The organism is Caballeronia sp. EK, assembly GCF_014384845.1.
Lineage (GTDB): Bacteria > Pseudomonadota > Gammaproteobacteria > Burkholderiales > Burkholderiaceae > Caballeronia > Caballeronia jiangsuensis.
In genome coordinates, this window is sequence record NZ_JACSUE010000008.1 from 292,549 (window position 1) to 318,606 (window position 26,058).

Consider the following 26,058-nt stretch of genomic DNA (forward strand, 5'->3'; position numbering starts at 1 on the left):
GCGTCCGAAAAGTCCCTTCCTCCGGGCTGGCAGGATTCCTGCAAAGAGCTTGCCGACGCGCTATCCTAAAAAGATTCAGCGCGACGCATCTCACCACTTCAGGTCGCGCCGATGGCCGCCGCATGGTGGCCAGGGTCGACACATCCACAGGAGGTTCACGTGCCCCGCAAGACTCCCATAGAGCGCTATCGGAATATAGGAATCAGCGCTCACATCGATGCCGGCAAGACGACGACTACCGAGCGCATCCTTTTCTACACCGGCGTGACGCACAAGATCGGCGAGGTTCACGACGGCGCGGCCACAATGGACTGGATGGAGCAGGAGCAGGAACGCGGCATCACGATCACCTCCGCGGCGACGACGGCCTTCTGGAAAGGCATGGCGGGCAACTATCCGGAACACCGGATCAACATCATCGACACGCCGGGACACGTCGATTTCACGATCGAGGTCGAGCGCTCGATGCGCGTGCTCGACGGCGCGTGCATGGTCTACGACTCGGTCGGCGGCGTGCAGCCGCAATCGGAAACCGTGTGGCGTCAGGCGAACAAGTACAAGGTGCCGCGTATCGCGTTCGTCAACAAGATGGACCGCGTCGGCGCGGACTTCTTTCGCGTGCAGCGGCAGATCGCCGAGCGCCTCAAAGGCGTCGCGGTGCCGATCCAGATTCCGATCGGCGCGGAAGAGCATTTTCAGGGCGTCGTCGATCTGGTGAAGATGAAGGCGATCGTCTGGGACGACGACAGCCAGGGCATCAAGTTCAACTACGAGGAGATTCCCGACAATCTCAAGGAGCTCGCGCACGAGTGGCGCGAGAAGATGGTCGAGGCCGCCGCCGAATCGAGCGAGGAACTGCTCGAAAAATATCTCGAAGATCACGAGAGCCTGACGGAAGAAGAGATCAAGGCGGCGCTGCGCAAGCGCACCATCGCCAACGAGATCGTGCCGATGCTGTGCGGCAGCGCGTTCAAGAACAAGGGCGTGCAGGCGATGCTCGACGCGGTGATCGACTATCTGCCCTCGCCCGTCGATGTGCCCGCGATTCTCGGCCACACGGAAGACGACAAGGAAGCGGAACGCCATCCGAGCGATGACGAGCCGTTCTCCGCGCTCGCGTTCAAGATCATGACGGATCCGTTCGTCGGCCAGTTGATCTTCTTCCGCACCTATTCGGGCGTCGTGAATTCGGGCGACACGGTCTACAACCCGGTGAAGGAAAAGAAGGAGCGGCTCGGGCGCATCCTGCAGATGCACGCGAACGAGCGCAAGGAAATCAAGGAAGTGCGCGCGGGCGACATCGCGGCGGCGGTCGGTCTCAAGGAAGCGACGACCGGCGACACGCTGTGCGATCCGAATCACGTGATCATCCTCGAGCGCATGATCTTCCCGGAGCCGGTGATCTCGCAGGCCGTCGAGCCGAAGACCAAGGCCGACCAGGAGAAGATGGGCATCGCGCTGAATCGTCTCGCGCAGGAAGATCCGTCGTTCCGCGTGGCGAGCGACGAGGAATCCGGCCAGACGATCATCTCCGGCATGGGTGAGTTGCACCTCGAAATTCTCGTCGACCGGATGAAGCGCGAATTCGGCGTCGAGGCGACCGTCGGCAAGCCGCAGGTCGCGTATCGCGAGACGGTGCGCAACAAGGTTGAGGACATCGAAGGCAAGTTCGTCAAGCAGTCGGGCGGGCGCGGCCAGTACGGTCATGCGGTGATCGCGCTGGAGCCGGACCCGGGCAAGGGCTACGAGTTCGTCGACCAGATCAAGGGCGGCGTGATTCCGCGCGAATTCATCCCGGCCGTGGACAAGGGCATTCAGGAAACGCTCAAGGCGGGCGTGCTCGCGGGCTATCCGGTCGTCGATGTGAAGGTGCGGCTGACCTTCGGCTCGTATCACGACGTCGATTCGAACGAAAACGCGTTCCGCATGGCAGGCTCGATCGCCTTCAAGGAAGCGATGCGCAAGGCGAGACCCGTGCTGCTCGAACCGATGATGGCCGTCGAAGTCGAGACGCCCGAGGAATTCATGGGCAACGTGATGGGCGATCTGTCCGGCCGGCGCGGCCTCGTGCAGGGCATGGAGGACATCGCGGGCGGCGGCGGCAAGCTCGTGCGCGCGGAAGTGCCGCTCGCCGAGATGTTCGGCTACTCGACGTCTCTGCGTTCGCTGACGCAGGGCCGCGCGACCTACACAATGGAGTTCAAGCACTACGCCGAGACGCCGACGAACGTGTCCGAGGCGATCATCAACTCGAAAGCGAAATAATCGCGATCGAACCGTGTAGTATCGGAAGTCCGTTGCTCGCTCTGTTGGTGGCGGCAACGGACTTTCCTTATCCGCAGACGATAAACCGACATGAGCGACCCACATCAGCATACCGATTGGCGCGAACACGGCGTCAAGGTCATCAAGGGCGATCAGCTCGACACCAACACCCCGCAGACGCCGGGCATGAACCGCGCGGCCGCCATCAACGCGGCGCGCGTCGGCGCGCAGAAGATCTGGGCCGGCACGGTCACGATCCATCCGAATGCGAAGACGGGCGCGCATCATCACGGCGCGCTCGAGAGCGTCATCTATGTCGTGCGCGGTCAGGCGCGCATGCGCTGGGGCGAGCATCTGGAATTCACCGCCGAGGCCGGTCCCGGCGATTTCATTTTCGTGCCGCCCTACGTGCCGCATCAGGAAATCAATGCCAGCACCGACGATCCGCTCGAATGCGTGCTCGTGCGCAGCGACAATGAAGCGGTGGTGGTGAATCTCAACATCGATGCCGTGGAAAAGCCCGAGGAAGTCTATTGGGTCGATCCGATTCACAAGCATCCGCACGATCACTGAAGCGGGCGCGAGACACGCGCGACGCAGACTCGGCGCGCGCCTTGCTACCGGCCAAAGACGCGGCGGCGCTTTTCGGCGCGGCTAATCTGATCGCTCGCGCGGCGCGAAGCCCGGGCGAGCACGACAACTACAACATCCGCACACGATGAAAAAACCTTCGACCGACGCGCATCTCCTCGACCTCGCCCGCCCGCATGCGGGCGAACTGGGCAATCACGCGATCGACGAGTTCCTGGCCGGGCGCCTCACGCGCCGCGAGTTGCTGCGCCATGCGAGCATGCTCGGCGTGGCGCTATCGGCGGGCGGCCTCCTCGGCATGCCGTCCGCGCGCGCGCAAGGCGCGGCCAAGCCCGGCGGCACGATCCGCGTCGCGCATCTGACGCCCGCGGGCGCCGTCGATCCGCTCACCGTCACCGACGCGGCCGGTCTCGCGCTCATCAATCAGACGGGCGAATTCCTGATCGACGACGACAGCGAACATCTGACGCTCAAGCCCGCGCTCGCGCTGTCGTGGTCGTCGAATGCGAAGGGCGACGTGTGGACCTTCAAGCTGCGCCCGAACGTGAAGTTCCACGACGGCCAGCCGATGACCGCGAAGGACGTCGTCGCCACGTTCAATCGCCTGTCCGATCCGGGCGCGGGCTCGGCGGCGTTGTCGGTGTTGAAGGGCGTGCTGTCGAAGGATTCGGCGAAGGCCATCGACGATCACACCGTCGAATTCCATCTCGACGCGCCCAATGGCAATTTCCCGTATTACGTTTCCTCGGATACGTATAACGCGGTGATCCTGCCGGCGAATTTCACCGGGCCCTACGAAAAGACGTTCATGGGCACGGGCGCGCTGAAGCTCGAAAAATACACGCCGAAGGTCGGCGCGTCGTTCGTGCGGAATCCCGACTACTGGGGCGAGAAATCGCTGCCCGATCGCGTGACTTTCTCCTTTTACGCCGATCAGCAGGCGCAACTCCTCGCGATGCAAGGCCGCCAGGCCGACGTGATGGGCGACTTCACCGTGCAGGGCGGCGTTTCGATCCTCACGAATCCGCAGTTCAAGGTGCTCGGCACGAAGTCGAGCTCGCATCGCCAGATTCACATGCGCTGCGACATGGCGCCGTTCAAGGACAAGCGCGTGCGTCAGGCGCTCGCGCTTTCCATCGATCGCGAAGTCATCGTGAAGGGGCTGTTCCGCGGCCGCGCGACCGTCGGCAACGACAGCCCGTTCGCGCCGGTCTTCCCGTCGAGCGATCTCACGGTGCCGCAACGCAAGATCGACATCGCGCAGGCCAAGAAACTGATGAGCGAAGCCGGCGTCGCCAACGGCTTCGACGTCACACTCACCACCGAGAAGTACATGGAGATTCCCGATCTCGCCGTCGTCGTGCAGAACGCGGCGAAGGCGATCGGCATTCGCATCCAGTTGAAGGTGGAGAGCCAGGACCTGTATTACGGCTCGGGCGCGTTCGGCAAGTCGGACTGGCTGGATTCGCCGCTCGGCATCACGGACTACGGGCATCGCGGCGTGCCGAACGTGTTCCTCAACGCGCCGCTGACGAGCGCCGGCACCTGGAACGCGGCGCACTTCAAGAATCCCGACTACGACAAGCTCGTCGCGCAGTTCGTCGCGGCGCTCGATGTCGCGTCGCAGAAAAAGCTGTCCGGGCAGATCCAGCGCCTGTTGCTCGACGAAACTCCGGTCGTGATCCCCTACTTCTACGACCAGCTGATCGTCACGCGCGCCAACGTCTCGGGCGTGCGCTTCAACGCGATCTCGCAGATGTGGTTCGACCGCGCGACGGTATCGGCGTAAATGAGCACGGTCACGCCGACGGCGCACGTAGCCGACTTCGCCAAACTGAAACGCGTCGTGCGCTTCATCGGCGTGCGGCTGCTGCTCGCGCTCGTCACGCTCTGGCTTCTGTCGATGATCGTCTTCGCGGGCGGCCAGCTTCTGCCGGGCGACGTCGGCCGCGCGATCCTCGGCCCGCTCGCCGATGCGCGCGCCGTCGCGGCGCTCAATCATCAGCTCGGCGTCGATCGGCCGCTGCTCACGCAATATTCGAGCTGGATCAGCCATTTCCTGCGCGGCGACATGGGCGAGTCCTATGCGTTTCGCGCACCGGTCGCGCCGTTCATCGGCAACGCGCTGTGGAGTTCGGCGAAGCTCGGCGCGCTCGCGTTCGTCGTGGTGGTGCCGCTCGGCATCGCGGGCGGCGTCTACGCGGCGTTGCACGCGGGGCGCTGGATCGACAGGCTCATCAGCATCGGCGGACTGACGGCGACGGTCGTGCCGGAATTCGTCTCGTCGATCGTGCTGATCCTGATCTTCGGCGTGTGGCTGCAATGGCTGCCGATCGAAGCGACCGCGCCCGCCGGCGCGGGCTTCTTCACGCAACTGGAGCATCTGATCCTGCCGGTGCTGCCGCTCGTCTTCGTGTTCTTCGGCTATATCGCACGGATGGCGCGCGCGGGCACGGTCGAGGCGCTCGACGCCGACTACACGCGCACCGCGATCCTCAAGGGCCTGCCGCAGCACGTCGTGATTCTTCGCCACGTGCTGCGCAATGCGCTCCTGCCGACCGTGACCGTCGCCGCGACGCAGCTCGGCTACATGATCGGCGGGCTGGTCGTCGTGGAGACGCTGTTCCACTATCAGGGCATCGGCTCGCTGATCTACACCGCCGCGCGGGGCAAGGACTTTCCAATGCTCGAAGCGGGCGTGCTGAGCATCGGCGTGATCTATACGGCGGCGAATCTGATCGCGGACGCGCTCTATGTCGTGCTCAATCCGCGTCTGCGCACCGCCGATTCGGACGGAGACGCGCGATGAGCACGACCGTCGCGCCTCAGGCGCCCGTTAAGCCGCGCCGCTTCGAAGCACTCAACGCGCTGATGCGCTCGGTCACGTTCGATATCGGCGTGCTGATCCTGCTCTTCTGGGTCGTGTGCGCGCTCTTCGGCCATTGGCTCGTGCCGCACGATCCCTACGCATCCGATCCGCTCAACTCGCTCGTCGCTCCATCCGGCGATCACTGGTTCGGCACCGATCAGCTCGGCCGCGACGTGTTCGCGCGCGTGATCGTCGGCTCGCGCGACATCCTGACCATCGCGCCGCTCGCGACCTTGCTCGGCACCGCGGCGGGCACGGCGATCGGGCTGGTCGTCGGCTATTTCGACGGCTGGGTCGATGCCGTCATCGGCCGCGTAATCGATGCGATGCTGGCGCTGCCGCTCGTGATCGTCGCGTTGCTCGCGCTCGCCGCCGTCGGCGCGAGCAACACGACCGTGATTCTCGTGATCGGCCTGACGTTCGCGCCGATCACCGCGCGCACCGTGCGCGCGGCCGTCCTGAGCGAGCGCCATCTGGATTACGTGCTGGCGGCGCAACTGCGCGGCGAGAACGCGGTGTACATCATGTTCGCGGAGATTCTGCCGAACGTGCTGCCGCCGATCATCGTCGAGGCGACCGTGCGTCTCGGCTATGCGATCTTCGCCGTCGCGACGCTCTCGTTCCTCGGCTTCGGCATCCAGCCGCCGTCGGCCGACTGGGGCCTCGCGCTGTCCGAAAGCTACACGCTGATGGCGGGCGGCGCGTGGTGGACCGTCGTTTTCGATGCCGCCGCGATCGCGTCGCTGGTCATCGCGGTGAATCTCGTCGCCGATGCCGTGCAAGGAGTGCTCGACCGATGAACGGACCGCCGCCATCGGCTTTTCCCACTTTCGGCGCCGCGAAGGGCGATCACGCCGACGCGCTCACCGTCGTCGGCCTGACAGTCGCTTATCGTTCGCGCGGACGCGAGCGCGAGGTGCTGCAGGACGTCACGTTGCGCGTGAAGCGCGGCGAGGCGTATGGACTCGTCGGCGAATCGGGCTGCGGCAAGTCCACCGCCGCGCTCGCGGTCCTGCGCTACCTGCCGCGCAACGGGCGCGTGAAGGCGGGCCGCATTTCGATTGCCGGGCGCGATGTCGCATCGCTCGACGCCGACGCGCTGCGCGGCATGCGCGCCAATGCCGTGTCGATGGTCTATCAGGATCCGGGGCGCGCGCTGAATCCGTCGCTCACGATCGCGCGGCAAGTCTCCGAGGCGTTCGAAGTCACGGGCGCATCCGCCGACGAAGCGCTGTCCCGCACCGCCGAGATGCTCCGGCGCGTGCGCATCGCATCGCCCGAGCGCGTGATGGAGAGTTATCCGCATCAGTTGTCGGGCGGGATGCAGCAGCGCGTGGTCATCGCGATGGCGCTTGCGTGCAATCCCGAGCTCCTGATTCTCGACGAGCCGACCACCGGGCTCGACGCCACCGTCGAAGCCGAAGTGCTCGATCTCATCGCGCAGTTGCGCGCGGAGCTCGGCACGGCCGTGCTCTTCATCAGCCACAACCTCGCGGTGATCGGGCGCATGTGCGATCGCGTCGGCGTGTTGTACGCGGGCAAGCTCGTCGAGGAAGGCACGACCGCCGATGTGTTCGCGCGGCCACGGCATCCGTACACCGTCGGTCTGTTGCGCTGTCTGCCGCGCGAAAGCCGCAGCAAGGAGAGCGGTCGTCTCGATACGATTCCCGGCTCGCTGCCGCTGCCGGGATCGATCGCGCAGGGCTGCATCTTCGCGCCGCGCTGCAAGCTCGCCGACGAGCGCTGTCTCAAGGACGCGCCGCCGCCCTATCGCGTCGCGTCGGCGCACGGCGATCAGATGGCGCGTTGTCACTATCACGAACGCGCGCAGACGCTGCCGCGCTCCACCGAAGAAACGCCGGTGTACGTGGCAAACGGCGAGGATCAGCCGCTCGCGCTTTCCGCGCGCAATCTCTCGAAGACCTTCCGTGTCGGCGATGAAGAAGTGCGCGCCGTGCACGACGTCTCGCTCGATCTGGTGCAAGGCGAGACGCTCGGGCTCGTCGGCGAATCGGGCAGCGGCAAGACGACGCTCGCGAAGCTGCTGCTCGGACTCGTATCGCCCGATAAAGGCGCGTCGCTCGAACTCGACGGCGCAGCCCTGGCCGAGCGCGTGACCAAGCGCAGCGACGAACAGGTGAAGTCGCTGCAGATCGTTTTCCAGAATCCGGATTCCGCGCTGAACCGTGCGCATTCCGTGCGGCAACTGATCGCGCGTTCGCTGTCGAAGCTCGCGGCGCTGCACGGCGAAGCAAAGGAAAAACGCCTGCATACGCTGACGGAAGCCGTGCGCCTGCCGGCGCGCTATCTCGGCTCGCGCACGCGGCAATTGTCGGGCGGACTGAAGCAGCGCGTCGCGATCGCACGCGCGTTCGCGGGCGATCCGCGCGTCGTGGTCTGCGACGAGCCGACATCCGCGCTCGATGTCTCCGTGCAGGCCGCGATCCTCAATCTGCTCGCGGATTTGCAGCGCGAGCGGCGCGTGAGCTACGTGTTCATCTCGCACGATCTGCATGTCGTGCGCTATCTGTCGGACCGCATCGCGGTGCTGTATCTCGGGCGCATCATGGAGATCGGGCGCGCCGCCGCGGTCTTCGACGGACCGCAGCATCCGTACACCGAAGCATTGCTGTCGTCGGTGCCGTCGATCGATGGAACGCACGCGAAGCGCATCCGGCTGACGGGCGAATTGCCGAGCGCGGCGAATCCGCCTTCGGGCTGCGTGTTCCATACGCGCTGCCCGCGCAAGATCGGCGCGATCTGCGAGACCGAAACGCCGCCCTGCCGCGACGCATCCGACGGGCACGCGATCCATTGCCACATTCCCATCGACGAATTGCGCACGCTGCAGCGTCAGGAGCGCTGAGTTCGGAGGCGCGGCGGCCATTCGTCGGAACCAAAGCGGGTTCGCGTGTCTCTCATCGGTTCGATGTTCAACAACAACGAGGATTCAACCGATGAAACCCGCCCTTTCCGTCGCGCTCTGTGCCTTCACCTTGAGCGCCGCGATGTCCGCGCAAGCGCAGACCGCGCCGCCAGCGCCAGCGTCCGGCTCAGCCGATCCGACCTTCTCCGCTTACGCACTCGTGCAGCAATGCACCGCCAAGTCCGACAACGCGGCGCAGGGTCAATGCGTGGGCGCGGTGCGCGGCATCGTGCGCGGTTATCAATATGGCGTGCTGTTTCTGTCGCAGCGCGCATCGCTGCCGGTTGGCGAGACGAGGCGCGTATCGCTTTGCCTGCCGGACACGCAGGTATCGTCGATCGTCGACGACTTCCTCGCCGACGCGAAGCAGGTCAGCGAAGCCGATCTCCGGCGCACGCCCGCCGAAGTCGCCGTGCTCGGCTCGGTGCACGCGCATCACGCATGCACCTGATCCGGCGCGACATCAAAGCATTTCCAGCGAGCGCTTCGACTTCGGCGGCTTGAACTGCTGATCGATGTCCGCGAGTTCATCGGCGGACAGATGAAGGTCGAGCGCCGCGCGATTCTCGCGCACGTGCGCGACGTCCGCCGCCTTCGGAATCGCAAACACCTGCGGCTGTTGCAGCACCCACGCGAGCGCGATCTGGAACGCCGACACGCCGCGCGCCGCCGCGATCTTTTCGAGCGCGCCGCCACGCGGCAGGCGCGCATGATCGACGGGGCTGTACGCCATCGCGGGCATGCGGCGCTCGCGCAGCCACGGCAGCAGATCGAATTCCGGTCCGCGCCGCGCGACGTTGTAGAGAATCTGATCGGTGGCGCAGGCATCGCCGCCATCGATCGAGAAGAGCTCTTCCAGGTCGTCGGCGTCGAAGTTGCTCACGCCCCAGTGGCGAATCTTGCCGTCGCCCTTTAGTTTCTCGAAACCCGCGACCACGCCTTCCAGATCCTCGCCGCCGCGCCAGTGCAGCAGATAGAGATCGATGCGATCGGTCTTCAGACGCTTCAGGCTGCGCTCGCACGCGGCCTGCACGCCGCGTTCGCTGCCGTTATGCGGATACACCTTGCTGACGATGAACAACTCGTCGCGCCGGTCGCCGAGCGCCTCGGCGATGAGCTTCTCGCTTTCGCCGTCGCCGTACATTTCAGCGGTATCGATGAGCGTCATGCCGAGTTCGACGCCTTCGCGCAGCGCCGCGATTTCGCTCTTGCGCGCGCCGGGACGTTCGCCCATTTCCCAAGTGCCCTGGCCGAGCTTCGGGATCGCTTCGCCTGTCGGCAGCGTGACGGTCGTCGGATTGGATTGAGCCATGAACAGAGCCTCCTTGTGTGTCCGCCGATTATCGCGCAAGGAGCACGCCTGTCGTTTCGTACCGGTCCGGCCGTAGCGTCCACCGCGCCCGATGCTCGCGAAGAATCGCGGATCGCCGTAAAAAGCCGGGCGTGAAAATGAATAGCGCGAATGGGATATACCTAGATCGGGCGAAGCGCGCCAATTAACGTGCCACTAGCGCCGTCGATTTGAATCGGGCACACCTTCAAAAAACGAATGAGTAGCCGATCGCGAGGCAAAAAAATAGAGCAACTTCAGGCTGCGCGACGAGCGAGTTCTCAATAGTGAAGTCCGGCTTTTTATCGGCTCACCAAAATGACGCGACGGTCATTATCTAGATCGAAACCGGTTCCCGACAGTAATCCTTTAGCAAGAATATTTATCGCGAACTACACATCAATAAATAAAATCACTCACAGGCGCTTCCTCATATATCAATTCTCGAAATGGCCTAGGCGCAGTACAAAATTCGATATTTTAAGAAAGCGCTACATATATCATAAAAAAACGAATCAATTCCCTATCTGACTCGCCGAAAATCCTTATATATCAAGGTTTGCGACAAAATATGGACAGACTGCAGAGCCCACTCCTGCTTGGGTCCGGGCTTTTAAAGCAGGGCCAAACGTTTTCTCAAAAAATTAAGTCGTCGAATTCAAAAACCTTTTTGTTTAGGTATTGCAATCCTGTGTTTCTCTTAATATTATCGGTTTTATAGATCACCGAAACTGGACACCCGCGCGTAACGCAAGCACGAATCCAGATCCATGTAGTACAACTGCGAGGTAATCCAAGATGAACCAGATTCATGCAATGCGCGTCTTCGTGCGCGTAGCGGATACGGAAAGTTTCCGCCGCGCCGCACAACAACTCGACGTCTCTAATGCGCTGGTCACTCGGGCAATCGCCATGCTCGAAGCACATCTGCGGACTCGCCTCATCAACCGCACCACCCGCAATCTGTCGCTTACTGAAGCCGGCACGCGCTATCTCGAAGGCTGCCGCGCGCTGCTCGAAGAACTGGATCATCTCGAATCGACCGTCACGCACACCGAGGGTGAGCCGAGCGGCACGCTGCGAGTCGTCTCATCGAGCGCGCTTTCCCTGCTCACGCTGACTCCACTCATCGACGGCTTTCGAAAAATCTATCCAAAAGTAAACGTGCGCCTGACCCTCGCAGAGCGACACGTTGACCTCGTCGAGGACGGATTCGACCTCGGCATCGTTACGGCTTTCATGGTGTCGAGCACGGCGCTCATCGAGCGGCCGGTTGGAACCAACGCGCTGGTGCCGGTCGCGACGCCAGCATTCATCGCCGAACATGGCATGCCCAATTCACCCGCCGATTTGCAATCGCTGCCTTCCGTCGGACTGCCGAACGAGATGCGTAGTCAGACCTGGCACTTCCGGCATCGCCTCGGCGACACCGAACAGATTACGCTCGCGCCGGTGTACACGGTCAACAACGGGCTGATGGTGCGTCTCGCGACGCTGAAAGGCATGGGTTTCTCGATCGTCGCCGAAGGCATCGTGCGCTCGGATCTCGAAGACGGCACGCTCGTTCGCCTGCTGGATGACTACTCGGTCGACGACCCCGACGTAAAAGTGTCGATCGTCTATCCCGGACGGCAGTATCTGCCGGCGAAGACGCGCTATTTCATCGACTACGCGCTGGACTATCTGAGCCGCGAATTCGCCGTCAAAGGCACGCGGCCCGACGAGACCATGCGAGCGCCCTTGCAGTCCGTCATGACCTTGCAAACGATGCAGGGCGCGTCGGCGACCGCGAACTAACGACATCTCAACCCAAAGGGCCGGACGGCGTCCGAACGGTCTGGCCCATCTCCTCCGCGCAGCCGAACGTCTTCGCGTTCAAATCTCTCCGTATTCCGCACCCGACGCATCGGGCGCTGCGCACATCTCGCGCAGCAAGACCGCCTCGCGTTCGTGCACCTCTACCGGCATGCACAGCGCGCCGGCGTGCGCCATGTAGCGCGCACGATGCTGCCCGTTGCGAAACGCGACCACGCCTTCCCGATTCACGCCCAGAAGTCCGAGCAGCCCCGGCGAGCGCCGCACGCTGATCGTCACGTAGGGCATTTCGGGTACGCGCGGATTGTCCGGGTCGAGGAACTCGCGGATGCCGCGCACCTTGCCCGCGTGCCAATCATCGACGGCCTTGAGCACGTAATCCGTGTCGTCGCGATTGGCGCACGCGAGAAGCTTCCGGACGTCGACGAGCACGACCTGATGGCGCGAGCCCAAGTCGGTGAATACCCGCTTCAGGCGCACGAAGTCATACTGCGGATGACCCTGGAGCCTGACGATCCAGACCGCTTCTGCGGCGGTCGGCGCAACCATCGTGTCCATGTTCGGCATATGAAGAAGACCGCGGCGCGCGCGCCCCGTGCGCGCGTGTTTCGCTAACAAACGGCCCGAACGAGTCGCTAAGCAAAACGCCCGGGTCAAACAAACTTTTACACCCTAGACGCGATTCATGAAAGCGCCATGACGGGCACGTGACGTGCTTTTGTTGCCAGAATCGAACACCTCCACGTAGCCCGACGGCACGCATGTCACGCGGCTGTCATCACACGCAACCCTTATCGATCAGTGGACACTTCTTCCGATCTCATCGTCGCGCGGCCCGAAGGGCTTTTCTGTGTGCCGGGCAACTTCCATATCGACCCTTGGCGGCCCGTCGAACGCGCGGTCATCACGCATGCGCACGCGGATCATGCGCGCTTCGGCCACGCGCACTATCTCGCGGCCGAAGCGGGCGTCGGCGTATTGCTGTCGAGGCTGCCGGGCATCGATCTGCAAGGCCTCGCTTATGGCGAAGCGATCGACGTGAACGGCGTGCGCGTGTCGCTGCATCCGGCGGGACACGTGCTCGGCTCGGCGCAGGTGCGCGTCGAGTACAAGGGGCGCGTGTGGGTGGCGTCCGGCGATTACAAGGTCGAGCCCGATCCGACCTGCGCGCCGTTCGAGCCCGTGCGCTGCGATACGTTCATCACCGAATCGACGTTCGGCTTGCCGATCTACCGATGGGACACCTCCCGCGAGGTCTTCGACGGCATCGACTCGTGGTGGCGGCACAACGCGGCGCAGGGGCGCGCGTCGGTGCTGTTCTGCTATTCGTTCGGCAAGGCGCAACGCGTGCTGGCGAGCGTCGATGCGGCGATCGGCCCGATCTTCTGCCACGGCGCGGTCGAGCCGCTCAATCGCGCGTACGCACAGGCGGGCGTCGCGCTGCCGCAGACGCGCCTCGTCAGCGAAATCGCCGCGAAGGACAAGGCCGCCTTCAAGGGCGCGCTGATCGTCGCGCCGCCGTCGGCGCAAGGCAGCACCTGGATGCGCCGCTTCGGCGATTACAGCGACGCCTTCGCGTCCGGCTGGATGCGCCTGCGCGGCACGCGGCGGCGCAAGGGCGTCGATCGCGGCTTCGTGCTCTCGGATCACGCCGACTGGCCCGGCCTGCAACTCGCGATCGGTGCGACGGGCGCGCAACGCGTGATCGTCACGCATGGCCAGATCGAGCCGATGGTGCGCTGGCTCTGCGAGCAGGGACTGGACGCGGGCGCGTTCAAGACCGAATACGGCGACGATGCCGTCGAAGCCGACACCGCCGAGGCATCATGAAGCGCTTCGCGACGCTCTACGCCGCGCTCGATGCGACGACATCGACCAACGAAAAGCTCGAAGCGCTGATCGCGTATTTCTCCGGCGCGCAGCCCGAAGATGCGGCGTGGGCGTCGTACTTTCTCGCGGGCGGCAAGCCGCGCCAGTCGGTCCCCACGCGCCTGCTTGTCGAATTCGCCCGCGAGCGCGCGGGCTTGCCGGAGTGGCTTTTCGAGGAGTCCTATCAGGCGGTCGGCGATCTCGCCGAAACCATTGCGCATGTGCTGCCGCCTGCGTCGGGCGAATCGTCGCTCGGGCTCGCGCAGTGGATCGAGGAACGCGTGCTGACGTTGCGCGGCGCGAACCCGGCCGAGTTGCGCGACAAGCTTCTGAGCTACTGGGACGAGCTGAACTGGAGCGAGCGCTTTCTGCTGACGAAGCTGATCGGCGGCGGCTTTCGCGTGGGCGTCGCGCGGCAACTCGTCGTGCGGGCGCTGGCCGAAGTCGCGGGCGTCGATCACAAACGCATCGCGCAACGCATGGTCGGCTGGACCGATTCCCGGCAAGCGCCGAGCGCGGCGCGCTATCTGCGGCTGATCGCGCCGGCGGCCGAAGGCGACGATGTCGATACGCCCCACGAAAGCGATATCGGCCTGCCCTTTCCGTTCTTCCTCGCGCATCCTCTGCAGGCCGATCCGGCGACGCTCGGCTCGCCCGGCGACTGGATCGTCGAATGGAAATGGGACGGCATACGCGCGCAACTCGTGAAGCGCGCGGGCCGCGTGTGGATCTGGTCGCGCGGCGAGGATCTCGTCACGGAGCGCTTTCCCGAACTCGCATCGCTCGGCGCCGCGCTGCCGGACGGCACCGTGATCGACGGCGAGATTCTCGCGTGGGAGCCGGGCGCGAACGCGCCGCTGCCGTTCGCGCGCCTGCAGCCTCGCATCACGCGCAAATCGCTCACCAAAAAGGTGCTCGCCGATTCGCCCGCCGCGCTGCTCGCCTACGATCTGCTCGAAGCCGATGGCCGCGATCTGCGCACGGCGCCGCTGCACGAACGACGCGCCCGCCTGGACGCGCTCGCGTCGTCGCTCGCGGTCGATGTGCTGCGCGTTTCGCCGATGGTCGTCGCATCGGACTGGGAAGCGCTCGGAGCGTTGCGCGACGAAAGCCGTGCGCGCGGCGTCGAAGGATTGATGCTGAAGGAGCGCGCGTCGATGTACGGCGTCGGGCGCACGAAGGCGTCGGGTACGTGGTGGAAGTGGAAGATCGATCCGTATGCGATCGATGCCGTACTGCTCTACGCGCAACGCGGCCACGGACGTCGCGCGAGTCTCTACACGGATTTCACCTTCGCCGTCTGGGACGAAGCCGACGGCGCGCGCACGCTCGTTCCGTTCGCGAAGGCCTATTCCGGACTGACCGACGAAGAAATGCGCCAGGTCGATGCGATCGTGCGCAAGACGACCATCGAGAAGTTCGGGCCGGTGCGCAGCGTCACGCCGACGCTCGTCTTCGAGATCGGCTTCGAAGGCATCCAGGCGAGCCCGCGGCACAAGTCGGGCATCGCGGTGCGCTTTCCGCGCATGTTGCGCTGGCGTACCGACAAAAAGATCGAAGACGCCGATACGCTCGACATGCTCAAGGGCTTTCTGAACGAGGCGACGGCATGAGCGCGCCGGAGGCATCGGACAAGGACAAGGAAAGGCGGCGCGCGCCGCGTCCCCGCCGCATACCGCGCACGCGAGCGGCGCAGGCGAAGCTCGATGCAGCCGCCGATTCGTTCACGCCCGCGCCCTTCGCCTACGACGCGACGCAGGCCGCGACGCCGATCGATGAACGCATCGCGCGCTGGTTCGACGAGCGCGGCTGGCAGCCGTTCGAGTTTCAGCGCGAAGCGTGGCGCGAGATCGCACGCGGCGCGAGCGGCCTGCTTCACGCGACGACCGGCGCGGGCAAGACCTGGGCCGTGTGGCTCGGCGCGCTCGCCGCCTATGCGCACGCGCCGCCGAAACCGAACGCGCTGCCCGCGCCGCTGACCGTCCTCTGGATCACGCCGATGCGCGCGCTCGCCGCCGACAGCGCCCGCGCGTTGCAAAACGCGGTGACTGCGCTATCCGTGCCGTGGACGGTCGGACTGCGCACCGGCGACACGTCATCGACGGAACGCGCGCGTCAGAGTCGACGCATGCCCTCCGCGCTCGTGACGACACCCGAAAGCCTCACGCTGATGCTGACGCGCGCCAATGCGCAGGAGGAACTGAAGCACCTGCGCATGATCGTCGTCGATGAATGGCACGAGTTGCTCGGCAACAAACGCGGCACGCAGACGCAACTCGCGATCGCGCGGCTCGCGCGCTGGCGGCCGGAATTGCAGATCTGGGGCTTGTCCGCGACGCTCGGCAACCTCGCCCTCGCGCACGATGCGCTGCTGCATCCCGTGAAAACGCCGCGCGTGGTCGTGCGCGGCGCGCAGCCGAAGACGCTCGTCGTCGATACGCTGATTCCGGAGACCATCGAGCGCTTTCCGTGGGGCGGTCATCTCGGCGTACGGCAAGTCGGGCCCGTCGCCGATGAAATCGATCATGCGCAAAGCTCGCTCGTCTTCACCAACACGCGCTCGCAATCGGAAATCTGGTATCGCGCGCTGCTCGAATTGCGGCCGGAATGGGCCGGCCTGCTCGCGCTGCATCACGGCTCGCTCGACAAAGAGGTGCGCGACTGGGTGGAACTGGGTCTGAAGAACGGGCAACTGAAGGCGGTCGTGTGCACGTCGAGTCTCGATCTGGGCGTCGATTTTCTGCCGGTCGATCGCGTGTTCCAGATCGGCTCGCCGAAGGGCGTCGCGCGGCTCATGCAGCGCGCGGGCCGCTCGGGCCACGCGCCGGGCCGCGTGTCGCGCGTGACGATCGTGCCGACGCACGCGCTCGAACTCGTCGAGGCAGCGGCAGCGCGCTGGGCGATCGAGGAACGCCGCATCGAAGGCCGCGACATGCCTTTGAAACCCCTCGACGTGCTCGTGCAGCATCTCGTGACGGTGGCGATCGGCGGCGGCTTTAGGTCTGCCGCGATGCTCGACGAAGTCCGCACGGCGTATGCGTATCGAGATCTGACGGAGCCCGAGTTCAATTGGGCGCTCACGTTCGTCGAGCGCGGCGGCGCATCGCTCGGGGCGTATCCGGACTTTCATCGCGTCGTGAAGGGCGATGACGGCGTGTATCGCGTGCCGCGCGAGGATCTCGTGCGGCGGCATCGCAACAACGTCGGGACGATCGTTGCGAACGCAACCATCAACGTGGCGTATATGACGGGCGGGCGCATCGGCGCGATGGAGGAGTCGTTCATCTCGCGTCTGAAACCCGGCGATGTCTTCACCTTCGGCGGACGCGCGCTCGAACTCGTGCGCGTGCGCGACATGACCGCCTACGTGAAGCGCGCAAGCTCATCGCGCGGTGCGATGCCGCAATGGGCGGGCAGCAAGATGCCGCTCTCGTCCGAACTCGCGGACGCCGCGCTCGCGATGCTCGCGCGCGCCAACGACGGCATCTACGACGAGCCCGAAATGCGCGCCGTGAGGCCGCTGCTCGACCTGCAGGCGAAGTGGTCGGCGCTGCCGGGGCCGGGCGTGCTGGTCGTCGAACTGGTGCGCTCGCGCGAAGGTCATCACTTCTTCTGCTATCCGTTCGCGGGGCGCATGGCGCATATCGGTCTGGGATCGCTGCTCGGCTGGCGAGCGTCACGCGATCAGCCCGGCACGTTCTCCATTTCGATGAACGACTACGGCTTCGAGCTGCTGTCGGCACGGCCGTTCGACTGGGAGACGCTCATCGCGGAAGGGCTCTTTTCGCCGGTGAATCTGGAGCATGACATTCTGGCGAGTCTCAACGCATCCGAACTCTCGGCGCGGCGTTTTCGGGAAATTGCGCGCGTGTCGGGGCTGATTTATCAGGGCCATCCGGGGCAGCAAAAAAGCGCGCGCCAGTTGCAGGCGTCGAGCGGACTGTTCTACGAAGTCTTCCGCAAACACGACAGCGACAATCTGCTGCTCGCGCAGGCGGATCAGGAAGTGATGCTGCAGGAACTGGAACTGGGCCGCATCCGCGCGGCGTTGCAGCGCATGAGCGAGAGCCGACTCGCGCTCATGCACCCGAAGAAGCCGACGCCCTTCGCGTTCCCGCTGATCGTCGCGCGCTTGCGGGAAAAGGTGAGCACGGAGAAGCTGTCGGATCGCGTCGAGCGCATGCTCGCGGATCTGGAGAAGGCGGCAAAGGGATAAATGGCCATCGAAGCCCTGACCATCGACATCAACGGCCACGCGCTCGTGCTCTCCGCGGATCGCGCGGCCTTCGATCCGCGTCTGAACACGCTCTTCATCGCCGATGCGCATTTCGGCAAGGACGCCGTGTTCCGCGCGCGCGGCATTCCGGTGCCCGTCGGCACGACCGGCGAGAGCCTCGCGCGGCTCGATGCGCTCGTGGCGGCGCATCGGCCGGAATCGATCGTCTTTCTCGGCGATCTGCTGCACGCGCGCGAATCGCACGCGGACGAAACGCTCGACGCGCTGGCCGCGTGGCGCGCAAGACATCGCGCGCTGGAACTCGTGCTGGTCGAAGGCAATCACGACAAACACGCGGGCGCGCTGCCCGCCATGTTCGGCGTCGATGTCGTGAAGGAACCGCACGTGCTCGGGCCGTGGGCGCTTTGTCATCATCCGCAGACGGTCGATGGCGCTTACGCGCTCGCCGGACACGAACACCCGGTCTACCGCCTCGCGACGCGCATCGACAGCGTGCGGCTGTCGTGCTTTCGCTTCGGCGCGCGCGCGGGCGTGCTGCCCGCGTTCGGCGCGTTCACCGGCGGCTTCGAGGTGAACGGCGAAGTGCGCGCCGAAGCGCTGTACGTGATCGCCGGCGAGCGCGTGTTTCCGGTCAGTGATAGATCGTCGTCGACGATTGCAGCTTCGTGAGCTTGCCGCGCTGGAAGCCGAACCAGCCGAGGTTCGACTGCATCACCACTTCCTCGCCCTGCCAGAACACGCGCCTGACCGTCATGCGCTGACTCACGCGTTGCACGAGCGGCGGATTGCGGCGGAAATCGTAGAGCACGGGGCCGGTGTCGGATTGCACGAGCATGCGCGTGACGGTGTCGCTCGCGCCGGAGGTCTCATCGAAATGCGCGATGCGCTTCGCGTCGAAGCGATCGAACACCTGGGTGTCGATGAGCGCGGCCATGCCGGATTCGTCGCGCAGGAAATGCAGCGCGCCGGCCTCTGTGGCGATGGGACCGGCGGCGTCGCTCTGGGCGTGCGCGAGTGCGCCGAGGAGCATCGTGGATACGAGCGCGAAGCGGAGACAGATTTTTGTCGGTGACATTTTCGTTCGATAGTTGCAGCGTTTTTCCAACACTCTCCGGCGCCCGCGACGCGCAAGGAATGCGCGGCCGCGAGGGTGTTACCGGAAACATCTGACGCATGACGGCGTCGCATCGGCAAGAGCCGTGCGCCGTCGCCGCGTGCAAAAGAATATCCGTTCAGGCGCGGCGTGTTGCGGGCCGACGCTTATCAGGGTTTATACCAGCATCGAAAATTACCTTTCGGTACAATCCGAGCCTTCAACTCCGCCTCGGCGCCTGCATCGCTCAATCCGACGATGCGCCCAGACGTGACACTTCGTCCGCCTCCACCATGCCTCTGCCTCTTTTCGCTCTCGCCATTGCCGCGTTCGGCATCGGCACGACCGAATTCGTCATCATGGGCCTGTTGCCCAATGTCGCGCGCGATCTCGCGGTGACGATCCCGGCGGCGGGCATGCTCGTATCCGGCTACGCGCTCGGCGTCACGGTGGGCGCGCCGATTCTGGCGGTGATCACGGCCAAGATGCCGCGCAAGAAGGCGCTGATGAGCCTGATCGGCGTGTTCATCGTCGGCAATATGCTGTGCGCGCTGGCGCCGAATTACTGGGTGCTGATGGGCGCGCGCATCGTCACCGCGTTTTGCCACGGCGCGTTCTTCGGCATCGGCTCGGTGGTCGCCGCCGATCTCGTCGCGCCGAACCGCCGCGCGCAGGCCATCGCGCTGATGTTCACCGGACTCACGCTCGCCAACGTGCTCGGCGTGCCGCTCGGCACGGCGCTCGGCCAGGCTGCCGGCTGGCGCTCGACGTTCTGGGTCGTCACGCTGATCGGCATTGCGGCGGCGGGCGCGCTCGCCGTGTGCCTGCCGAAGCACATCGAGATGCGCGACACGAGCATCCTGCGCGAATTCGACGTGCTCAAGAATCCGCAAGTGCTGATGGTCCTCGGCATTAGCGTATTGGCGTCGGCCAGTCTTTTCTCGGTGTTCACGTATATCACGCCGATTCTCGAAGACGTCACCGGCTTTTCGCCGCACGCGGTCACGTACGTGCTGCTGCTCTTCGGTCTCGGCCTCACGGTCGGCAGCACGCTCGGGGGCAAGCTCGCGGACTGGAAGCTGCTGCGCTCGCTGCTGACGTTCCTGCTCGCGATCGTCGCGATCCTGACGATCTTCGCCGGCACGATGCACGAACCCGTTTCCGCGATGATCACGATCCTCTTCTGGGGGGTGCTCGCGTTCGCGATCGTGCCGCCGCTGCAGATGCTGATCGTGAATCGCGCGAGCGATGCGCCCAATCTCGCATCGACGTTGAATCAGGGCGCGTTCAATCTCGGCAACGCGACGGGCGCGTGGCTCGGCGGCTGCGTGATCAGCGCGGGCGCTCCGCTCACGTCGCTGCCGTGGGTCGGCATTCTGATGGCGGCGAGCGCGTTCGGCCTCACGCTGGTGTCGGCGACGCTCGACAAGCGCGCGCGCCGCCTTTCGATCGGACAGGCCGCCTGATTTCCGGCGAGCGCCACGCTGCATGAAGGGCATCCTCTCGCGTGACTTTCTCGCGCTGATCCTGAGCGTCGCGGTGGTCGGACTCGGCTTGGGCGCGACGTTGCCGTTGACCGCGCTCGCGCTCGTACAGGCGGGTTACGGCACTAGCATCGTCGGGCTGATGACGGCGATGCAGGCGGGCGGCGGACTCGCGGTCGCGCCGTTCGCGAGCCGCGTCGCTGCGCGTTGCGGCGCGCGCGAGACGATCGTCGGCACGGTGATCGTCGCGGCGCTCTCCACGATCGCGATGCAGTTCACCGTGGATCTGTGGCTGTGGGCGGTGCTGCGCTTTCTGTGCGGCGCTGCGCTGATGCTGCTCTTCACGATCGGCGAGGCGTGGGTCACGCAGCTCGCCGACGATTCGACGCGCGGCCGCGTCGTCGCGATCTACGCGACCAACTTCACCCTCTTCCAGATGACGGGCCCGGTGCTCGTCAGCGTGATCGGCGGACTGCATTCGATGCGCTTCGCGATCTGCGGCGCGATTTTTCCGCTGGCGTTGCCCGTGCTCGCGTCGATACGCGGTGCGCCGCAGTCGCTGGCTTCCGGCGACGGCGAACATGGCGACTGGCGGCAGGTGCTGCCGCGCATGCCGGCGCTCGTGATCGGCACGGGCTTCTTCGCCCTCTTCGACACGCTTGCGCTCTCGCTGATGCCGCTCTTCGCGATGTCGCACGGCATTGGCGAGGATGTCGGCGTGCTGTTCGCCTCGGCGATCCTGCTGGGCGACACGACGATGCAGTTTCCCATTGGCTGGCTCGCCGATCGCATCGGGCGCGCGAAGGTGCATGCGGGCGCGGGCGTCGTTGTGGTTCTGCTTTTGCCGTTGCTGCCTTGGGCGATGTTGCATCCGTGGATCTGCTGGCCGCTGCTCTTCGTGATCGGTGCGGCGGCGGGCAGCATCTACACGCTGTCGATCGTCGCGTGTGGCGAACGCTTTCGCGGTCCGATGCTTGTGTCGGCGACGGCGATCGTCGGCGCATCGTGGAGCGTGGCTAGCTTCGGCGGTCCGATGATCGCCGGGACGCTGATGCAGCGCGTCGGCGCGGATGCACTGATTGGTGTGTTGACCGTGGCCGCGGGCGCGTTTCTGGTGGCAGTTTGGTGGGAGCGGCGCAGCGACGCGACTCGTTTCTCGCGGTAGGGGTTGGGGTTGGTATGGGATGCGAAGGTTTTTCGCCGGATCCCAATTTCGTGCCGGTCTATTTGTGTTGCCCCTGTGCGGGGCGGCAGTCACTTTCTTTGCTGCTGCAAAGAAAGTAACCAAAGAAACAGCTTTCCCCAGCCTAAGCACTTCACACCGGCCGCGGCACAGACGATTGGCTGAATGGCCCGGCAATAGCGAGTGCCCTCGAAGGTCTCGCGGGGCTTGGACCGCGCACGGTCTGATTCATCGCGCCGCGTGCTTCACTGGTTCAGCACCAAATAGCTCCAGCCCGCTACGCGGCCGATGGGTCAATCGGGTCTGCGTGCGCTTCTTCTTCGACGGTTTCCCTTGCATACCCAACGGCAGCGCGTAGCGCTGTGCCGGAGCTATTTGGTGCTGAACCAGCGCGCTAAAACTTATAGCTCGTCAGACCGTGCGCGAGCCAAGCCCGACTGGGCCTGCGAGGGCGACACTTAGGCGAGTGCCACTCGCGGCTGGCAAGCATGGCCAACGTGCGTGTGACCGCGGGCGGTGAGAAGCTGCTTTCTTTGGTTACTTTCTTTGCAGCAGCAAAGAAAGTGACCCCCGCCCCGGGGAGGGGCAGTGCTAATAGACCACCGCGAACCCGGGATCCGGCGAAAAGAACAAACCTCAACCCCGCGCTGCCAAAACCTGCCCGGCACAATCGCCAAACCCAACCCGAAACCCTTCCCCCTGACACCACCCTCGTAGGGTGACTTCATCGCCATCCTGCAAAAACACGCGCTCGCCGCCTTCTTCAAGCTTCACGGGCCGCTGCCCGTTCCAAGTACTCTCGAGCAGGCTGCCGCACGACTCGGGCGTCGGCCCGCTGATCGTCCCGGAGCCCATCAGATCGCCGACGCGCGTATTGCACCCGCCGACCGTGTGATGCGCGAGTTGCTGCGCCATCGACCAGTACATCAGCCGGAAGTTGGTGCGCGAAAGGATCGTCGGCTTTTGCACGCCTTCGGCCCTTAGCGTCACTTCCAGCTCGATGTCGAACGCGTGATTGCCTTCATGACGTAGATACGCGAGCGGCTCCGGCTCCTGCGCAGGCGTCGCGGTGCGGAACGGCTCGAGCGCATCGAGCGTGACGATCCACGGCGAGATGGTCGTCGCGAACCCCTTCGAGTTGAACGGGCCGAGCGGCACGTATTCCCATTGCTGGATATCGCGCGCGCTCCAGTCGTTCAGCAGCACCATGCCGAAGATATGCGCCTCGGCGTCCGCGCACGCGATCGGCTCGCCGAGCGTGTTGCCACGACCGATGATGAAGCCCGTCTCCAGCTCGATATCCAGCTTGCGGCACGCGCCGTAGATCGGGCGATCTTCGTTCGGCAGCTTGATCTGTCCATTGGGCCGGCGCACCGGCGTGCCGCTCACGACCACCGACGAAGCGCGCCCGTTATAGCCGATCGGCATCTCCGACCAGTTCGGCAACAGCGCGTTCTTCGGATCGCGGAACATCGAGCCGACGTTGGTCGCGTGCTCCTTCGACGAATAGAAGTCCGTATAGCCGGGAATCTCCACCGGCAGATGCAGCGTCGCGCCGGCGCGTGGCACGAGCGCGTGGCGGCGCAGCGCTTCGTCGTCGCGCAGTGTCGCGTTGCCCTGCGCGAGCAAGGCGGACAGCGCGATGCGCACGTCGCGCCATGTCTCGCGTCCGAGCGCGATGAAGTCGTTCAGACGCGGCTTGTCGAACGTGCCGTGCGCATCGAGGAGGTTCGCCCGTTCGAGCGCGGCCAGATCGACGATCCAGTCGCCGATCGCGACGCCCGCACGCGGCTGCGCGCGCACCGCGTCGCTGAAAATGCCGAACGGCAGGTTCTGGATCGGGAAGTCGCTTGCAGGATCGTTCGCGGATTCGATCCAGCTCTTCAGGGCAGGCGCGAGTGTGGCCTTCAGCGCGTCGTTCATCGTTGCTCCGGGTTGAAGTGTTTCGTGAGGCCTTGCCAGCACTCGTAGTAGTTCGCCTGCAGTTGCGCGGTTTCGAGCGCGAACTGCGTCGGCTTGATGAGGGTGCGCGTCTCGAACATGAAGGCCATCGTGGCGTCGACCTTCGCGGGCTTCGAGGTATCGCTCGCCGATGCCTTCTCGAACGTCCCCGCATCCGGCCCATGTCCCGACATGCAGTTGTGCAGACTCGCGCCGCCCGGCACGAAGCCTTCGGCCTTCGCATCGTAGACGCCGTGCACGAGGCCCATGAACTCGCTCGCGACATTGCGATGGAACCACGGCGGACGGAACGTATCCTCGGCCGCGAGCCAGCGCGGCGGGAAGATCACGAAGTCGATCGTGTCGACGCCCGGCGTGTCGCTCGGCGATTGCAGCACGAGGAAGATCGACGGATCGGGATGATCGAAGCTGATCGAGCCGATCGTGTTGAAGTGGCGCAAGTCGTACTTGTACGGCGCGTAGTTGCCGTGCCACGCGACGACATCGAGCGGCGAATGGCCGATGTCCGCGCGCCACAGCACGCCGTTCATCTTCGTGACCAGCTCGAACTTGCCCTCGCGGTCTTCATAGGCGGCCTGCGGCGTGAGGAAGTCGCGCGGATTCGCGAGCCCGTTCGAGCCGATCGGACCGAGATCGGGCAACTGCAAGAGCGCGCCGAAGTTCTCGCAGATATAGCCGCGCGCGTCGCCATCGGGCAGCGCAACGGAAAAGCGCACGCCGCGCGGAATCACCGCGATTTCAAACGGTTCGACGTCCAGCTTGCCGAGTTCCGTCGAAATCGCGAGGCGGCCTTGCTGCGGCACGATCAGCAGTTCGCCGTCGCTGTTGTAGAAGAAGCGGTCCTGCATCGACCGGTTCGCGGCGTAGAGATGAATCGCGCAACCGCTCATCGATTCGGCGGCGCCGTTGCCGACCATCGTCACCCAGCCGTCGATGAAATCGGTCGGCGCGGCGGGCATCGGCAGCGGGTCCCAGCGAAGCTGGTTGGGCGGCGTCGGCGGCACATCGGCGAAATTGCCGACGAGCTTCGCGCGCAATGCGTCGGCGGGAACGCGGGTGAACGGCTTGTGCACGGCGCCCGGACGGATGCGATAGAGCCACGAGCGGCGATTGTGGGCGCGCGGCGCGGTGAACGCCGTACCCGAAAGCTGCTCGGCATACAGACCGTACGCCGCGCGCTGCGGCGAGTTGCGGCCGATCGGCAGCGCGCCGGGCAGCGCCTCGGTGGCGAAGTCGTTGGCGAAGCCGGATTGATAGTGCTGATTCGCGTCCGTATGCGTCTCGAACGTTGGCATGGTCGAAATCCTCGACGAAAAGTACGACAGGTCAGGCGACGACGGCGAGCGCGGCACGCTGTCGTCGCGTTTTACGCATAGTAAAACCAATTACGATTAGTGAAATTTCTCGTAAACCCTTAATCGACGCGCTTCCTTCGGCATATCAATATGTGAATTTGGTGCTGGACGCGGTGTTGCGCGCTGATACCATCGATCCTTCCAATGAAAATCGCCTGGTACGGCACGCCTCACGACTCGAATGCGCCATCCATGATCGCCCCGTCCTTGCCTGAACTTGTCGCCCGCGCCGCGGAACATCCGTTTCTCGGCGCGCATGTCGCGCTTGGTCAAAACGAGCATGCCGGCGAGGCCATCGCGCGTTACCGCGATCTGTGCATTTCGAGCGCTTACGAGCCGATCTTCGATGTCGGCACGCATAGCTTTCCGCAGACATTGAGCGCGTCGCCGGAGAGCGCCGAGCGTTTCGGCGATGAACTCGGCGTGCAGGCATTGACGCTGATTCAGGGCGATGCCCCGCGCGACCCGTTCGGGCAACTCGAAGACGACCGCGAGCTGGTCGCGCTCGATCGGCTGTCGCGCGCGGTGCATGCGTTCAATTTCTTCGGGCCGCATCGTCCGGGGCTTTTGTTTTTGCGTGTGCACGAGCGGCTGTTGAAGAGCGTGAAGTACGACCACGGGCTGCATTTCTCTTCGGTGCTGATGGAGTTCGGGCTGAGCCCGTCGCGCGTGGTGATCGAATTGCCGGCTGCGGCGGTCGCGCACAAGACGTTTCTTGGTTATCTCACCAAGAGCTATCAGCGTTACGGGTTCAAGGTCGCAGGGAATCTGCCCAATGCCGGACAGATCATGGCGGTGTCGGATATGGCGCGGCTCGATTTCATCAAGATGGATGCCGGCGCGGCATTACGCGATTCTGTTGTGAAGCATCTTGTGGGGTATGCGAACCGGTTGAAGATTCCGCTCATCTTTTCCAATGTCGGTGATGAAGCGCAGTTCAATGCGTTGCAGCAGTTTGATGTTCACTTCGTGCAGGGGCCGGTGTTTGATGCGCATCCGGCGTTTCATGGGCGGTAGGGTTTTTTCTTCGCCGGATCCCGTATTCGTGTCGGTTTATTAGCACTGCCCCTGTGCGGGGC

The 26,058-nt window shown here is 64.6% G+C and carries 20 protein-coding genes; 15 read left to right on the forward strand and 5 right to left on the reverse strand.

The features are described from left to right. The first annotated feature begins 159 nt into the window (after nucleotides 1–159). From fusA to IAG25_RS25730, 7 genes are all read left to right on the forward strand, one after another. Nucleotides 160–2,265, forward strand: coding sequence for an elongation factor G (gene fusA, locus IAG25_RS25700; RefSeq protein WP_035497880.1), 2,106 nt, complete (start codon nucleotides 160–162; stop codon nucleotides 2,263–2,265). A 90-nt stretch (nucleotides 2,266–2,355) separates the two neighbouring features. Further along, complete coding sequence (locus tag IAG25_RS25705) at nucleotides 2,356–2,838, forward strand: cupin domain-containing protein (protein ID WP_187607346.1); 483 nt, start codon at nucleotides 2,356–2,358, stop codon at nucleotides 2,836–2,838. A 145-nt stretch (nucleotides 2,839–2,983) separates the two neighbouring features. Beyond that, on the forward strand, nucleotides 2,984–4,645 hold the full coding sequence (locus IAG25_RS25710) for an ABC transporter substrate-binding protein (RefSeq protein ID WP_187607347.1): 1,662 nt from the start codon (nucleotides 2,984–2,986) through the stop codon (nucleotides 4,643–4,645). Beyond that, complete coding sequence (locus IAG25_RS25715) at nucleotides 4,646–5,665, forward strand: ABC transporter permease (protein WP_187607348.1); 1,020 nt, start codon at nucleotides 4,646–4,648, stop codon at nucleotides 5,663–5,665. After that, entirely contained in the window at nucleotides 5,662–6,525 is an 864-nt protein-coding gene (locus IAG25_RS25720; RefSeq protein ID WP_187607349.1) for an ABC transporter permease, read from the forward strand. Before IAG25_RS25715 ends, IAG25_RS25720 begins: the two co-directional genes overlap by 4 nt. Beyond that, nucleotides 6,522–8,591, forward strand: a complete 2,070-nt coding sequence (locus IAG25_RS25725; RefSeq protein WP_187607350.1) for an ABC transporter ATP-binding protein — start codon at nucleotides 6,522–6,524, stop codon at nucleotides 8,589–8,591. Before IAG25_RS25720 ends, IAG25_RS25725 begins: the two co-directional genes overlap by 4 nt. A gap of 91 nt (nucleotides 8,592–8,682) precedes the next feature. Beyond that, nucleotides 8,683–9,102, forward strand: a complete 420-nt coding sequence (locus tag IAG25_RS25730; protein WP_187607351.1) for a hypothetical protein — start codon at nucleotides 8,683–8,685, stop codon at nucleotides 9,100–9,102. Nucleotides 9,103–9,114: 12 nt separating this feature from the next. Here IAG25_RS25730 and IAG25_RS25735 read toward each other — a convergent pair whose 3' ends face one another. Beyond that, nucleotides 9,115–9,963, reverse strand: coding sequence for an aldo/keto reductase (locus IAG25_RS25735; RefSeq protein ID WP_187607352.1), 849 nt, complete (start codon nucleotides 9,961–9,963; stop codon nucleotides 9,115–9,117). A gap of 816 nt (nucleotides 9,964–10,779) precedes the next feature. Here IAG25_RS25735 and IAG25_RS25740 point away from each other — a divergent pair. Then, on the forward strand, nucleotides 10,780–11,778 hold the full coding sequence (locus tag IAG25_RS25740) for a LysR family transcriptional regulator (RefSeq protein ID WP_187607353.1): 999 nt from the start codon (nucleotides 10,780–10,782) through the stop codon (nucleotides 11,776–11,778). 78 nt (nucleotides 11,779–11,856) lie between these two features. On the opposite strand, the gene IAG25_RS25745 is transcribed toward IAG25_RS25740, so the two are convergent. Next, nucleotides 11,857–12,363 (reverse strand): plasmid fertility inhibition factor family protein, encoded by a 507-nt coding sequence (locus IAG25_RS25745; RefSeq protein WP_035497871.1) that lies wholly within the window; start codon nucleotides 12,361–12,363, stop codon nucleotides 11,857–11,859. A 234-nt stretch (nucleotides 12,364–12,597) separates the two neighbouring features. Between IAG25_RS25745 and IAG25_RS25750 the strand changes: the two genes are divergently transcribed. Genes IAG25_RS25750 through pdeM form a run of 4 tightly spaced genes read left to right on the forward strand, consistent with a single transcriptional unit; the run spans nucleotide 12,598 to nucleotide 18,571 of the window. Further along, a complete protein-coding gene (locus IAG25_RS25750; RefSeq protein ID WP_187607354.1) occupies nucleotides 12,598–13,626 on the forward strand; it encodes a ligase-associated DNA damage response exonuclease in 1,029 nt (342 codons plus the stop codon). Further along, a complete protein-coding gene (locus IAG25_RS25755; protein WP_187607355.1) occupies nucleotides 13,623–15,278 on the forward strand; it encodes an ATP-dependent DNA ligase in 1,656 nt (551 codons plus the stop codon). Before IAG25_RS25750 ends, IAG25_RS25755 begins: the two co-directional genes overlap by 4 nt. Beyond that, nucleotides 15,275–17,881, forward strand: coding sequence for a ligase-associated DNA damage response DEXH box helicase (locus IAG25_RS25760; protein ID WP_187607356.1), 2,607 nt, complete (start codon nucleotides 15,275–15,277; stop codon nucleotides 17,879–17,881). The genes IAG25_RS25755 and IAG25_RS25760 overlap by 4 nt, the downstream gene beginning before the upstream one ends. Beyond that, nucleotides 17,882–18,571, forward strand: coding sequence for a ligase-associated DNA damage response endonuclease PdeM (pdeM, locus tag IAG25_RS25765; RefSeq protein WP_187607357.1), 690 nt, complete (start codon nucleotides 17,882–17,884; stop codon nucleotides 18,569–18,571). Here the strand turns inward: pdeM and IAG25_RS25770 are convergent. Then, entirely contained in the window at nucleotides 18,534–18,977 is a 444-nt protein-coding gene (locus IAG25_RS25770) for a hypothetical protein (protein WP_255503924.1), read from the reverse strand. The two genes, pdeM and IAG25_RS25770, sit on opposite strands and share 38 nt — an antisense overlap. A 311-nt stretch (nucleotides 18,978–19,288) precedes the next feature. On the opposite strand from IAG25_RS25770, the gene IAG25_RS25775 reads away from it, so the two are divergent. Beyond that, nucleotides 19,289–20,461 (forward strand): MFS transporter, encoded by a 1,173-nt coding sequence (locus IAG25_RS25775; protein WP_187607358.1) that lies wholly within the window; start codon nucleotides 19,289–19,291, stop codon nucleotides 20,459–20,461. Between the two features lie 22 nt (nucleotides 20,462–20,483). Beyond that, nucleotides 20,484–21,644 carry an MFS transporter gene (locus IAG25_RS25780; RefSeq protein WP_187607359.1) on the forward strand — a complete coding sequence of 387 codons (1,161 nt, stop codon included), beginning with the start codon at nucleotides 20,484–20,486 and terminating at the stop codon, nucleotides 21,642–21,644. A gap of 654 nt (nucleotides 21,645–22,298) precedes the next feature. Here IAG25_RS25780 and fahA read toward each other — a convergent pair. Both fahA and hmgA read right to left on the reverse strand, forming a co-directional pair. Further along, nucleotides 22,299–23,585, reverse strand: coding sequence for a fumarylacetoacetase (gene fahA, locus IAG25_RS25785; RefSeq protein WP_187607360.1), 1,287 nt, complete (start codon nucleotides 23,583–23,585; stop codon nucleotides 22,299–22,301). Next, nucleotides 23,582–24,919 carry a homogentisate 1,2-dioxygenase gene (gene hmgA / locus IAG25_RS25790; RefSeq protein WP_187607361.1) on the reverse strand — a complete coding sequence of 446 codons (1,338 nt, stop codon included), beginning with the start codon at nucleotides 24,917–24,919 and terminating at the stop codon, nucleotides 23,582–23,584. The genes fahA and hmgA overlap by 4 nt, the downstream gene beginning before the upstream one ends. Before the next feature lie 252 nt (nucleotides 24,920–25,171). Between hmgA and IAG25_RS25795 the strand changes: the two genes are divergently transcribed. Continuing rightward, nucleotides 25,172–25,996 carry an EAL domain-containing protein gene (locus IAG25_RS25795; protein WP_187607396.1) on the forward strand — a complete coding sequence of 275 codons (825 nt, stop codon included), beginning with the start codon at nucleotides 25,172–25,174 and terminating at the stop codon, nucleotides 25,994–25,996. The last annotated feature ends 62 nt before the right edge of the window (nucleotides 25,997–26,058 follow it).

Bases quoted from the DNA above. Each gene is read 5' to 3' on its own strand.
- IAG25_RS25705 (WP_187607346.1), top strand. From the start codon at position 2,356: ATGAGCGACCCACATCAGCATACCGATTGGCGCGAACACGGCGTCAAG.
- IAG25_RS25710 (WP_187607347.1), top strand. From the start codon at position 2,984: ATGAAAAAACCTTCGACCGACGCGCATCTCCTCGACCTCGCCCGCCCG.
- IAG25_RS25715 (WP_187607348.1), top strand. From the start codon at position 4,646: ATGAGCACGGTCACGCCGACGGCGCACGTAGCCGACTTCGCCAAACTG.
- IAG25_RS25720 (WP_187607349.1), top strand. From the start codon at position 5,662: ATGAGCACGACCGTCGCGCCTCAGGCGCCCGTTAAGCCGCGCCGCTTC.
- IAG25_RS25725 (WP_187607350.1), top strand. From the start codon at position 6,522: ATGAACGGACCGCCGCCATCGGCTTTTCCCACTTTCGGCGCCGCGAAG.
- IAG25_RS25730 (WP_187607351.1), top strand. From the start codon at position 8,683: ATGAAACCCGCCCTTTCCGTCGCGCTCTGTGCCTTCACCTTGAGCGCC.
- IAG25_RS25735 (WP_187607352.1), bottom strand. From the start codon at position 9,963: ATGGCTCAATCCAATCCGACGACCGTCACGCTGCCGACAGGCGAAGCG.
- IAG25_RS25740 (WP_187607353.1), top strand. From the start codon at position 10,780: ATGAACCAGATTCATGCAATGCGCGTCTTCGTGCGCGTAGCGGATACG.
- IAG25_RS25745 (WP_035497871.1), bottom strand. From the start codon at position 12,363: ATGCCGAACATGGACACGATGGTTGCGCCGACCGCCGCAGAAGCGGTC.
- IAG25_RS25755 (WP_187607355.1), top strand. From the start codon at position 13,623: ATGAAGCGCTTCGCGACGCTCTACGCCGCGCTCGATGCGACGACATCG.
- IAG25_RS25760 (WP_187607356.1), top strand. From the start codon at position 15,275: ATGAGCGCGCCGGAGGCATCGGACAAGGACAAGGAAAGGCGGCGCGCG.
- pdeM (WP_187607357.1), top strand. From the start codon at position 17,882: ATGGCCATCGAAGCCCTGACCATCGACATCAACGGCCACGCGCTCGTG.
- IAG25_RS25770 (WP_255503924.1), bottom strand. From the start codon at position 18,977: ATGTCACCGACAAAAATCTGTCTCCGCTTCGCGCTCGTATCCACGATG.
- IAG25_RS25775 (WP_187607358.1), top strand. From the start codon at position 19,289: ATGCCTCTGCCTCTTTTCGCTCTCGCCATTGCCGCGTTCGGCATCGGC.
- IAG25_RS25780 (WP_187607359.1), top strand. From the start codon at position 20,484: ATGAAGGGCATCCTCTCGCGTGACTTTCTCGCGCTGATCCTGAGCGTC.
- fahA (WP_187607360.1), bottom strand. From the start codon at position 23,585: ATGAACGACGCGCTGAAGGCCACACTCGCGCCTGCCCTGAAGAGCTGG.
- hmgA (WP_187607361.1), bottom strand. From the start codon at position 24,919: ATGCCAACGTTCGAGACGCATACGGACGCGAATCAGCACTATCAATCC.
- IAG25_RS25795 (WP_187607396.1), top strand. From the start codon at position 25,172: ATGATCGCCCCGTCCTTGCCTGAACTTGTCGCCCGCGCCGCGGAACAT.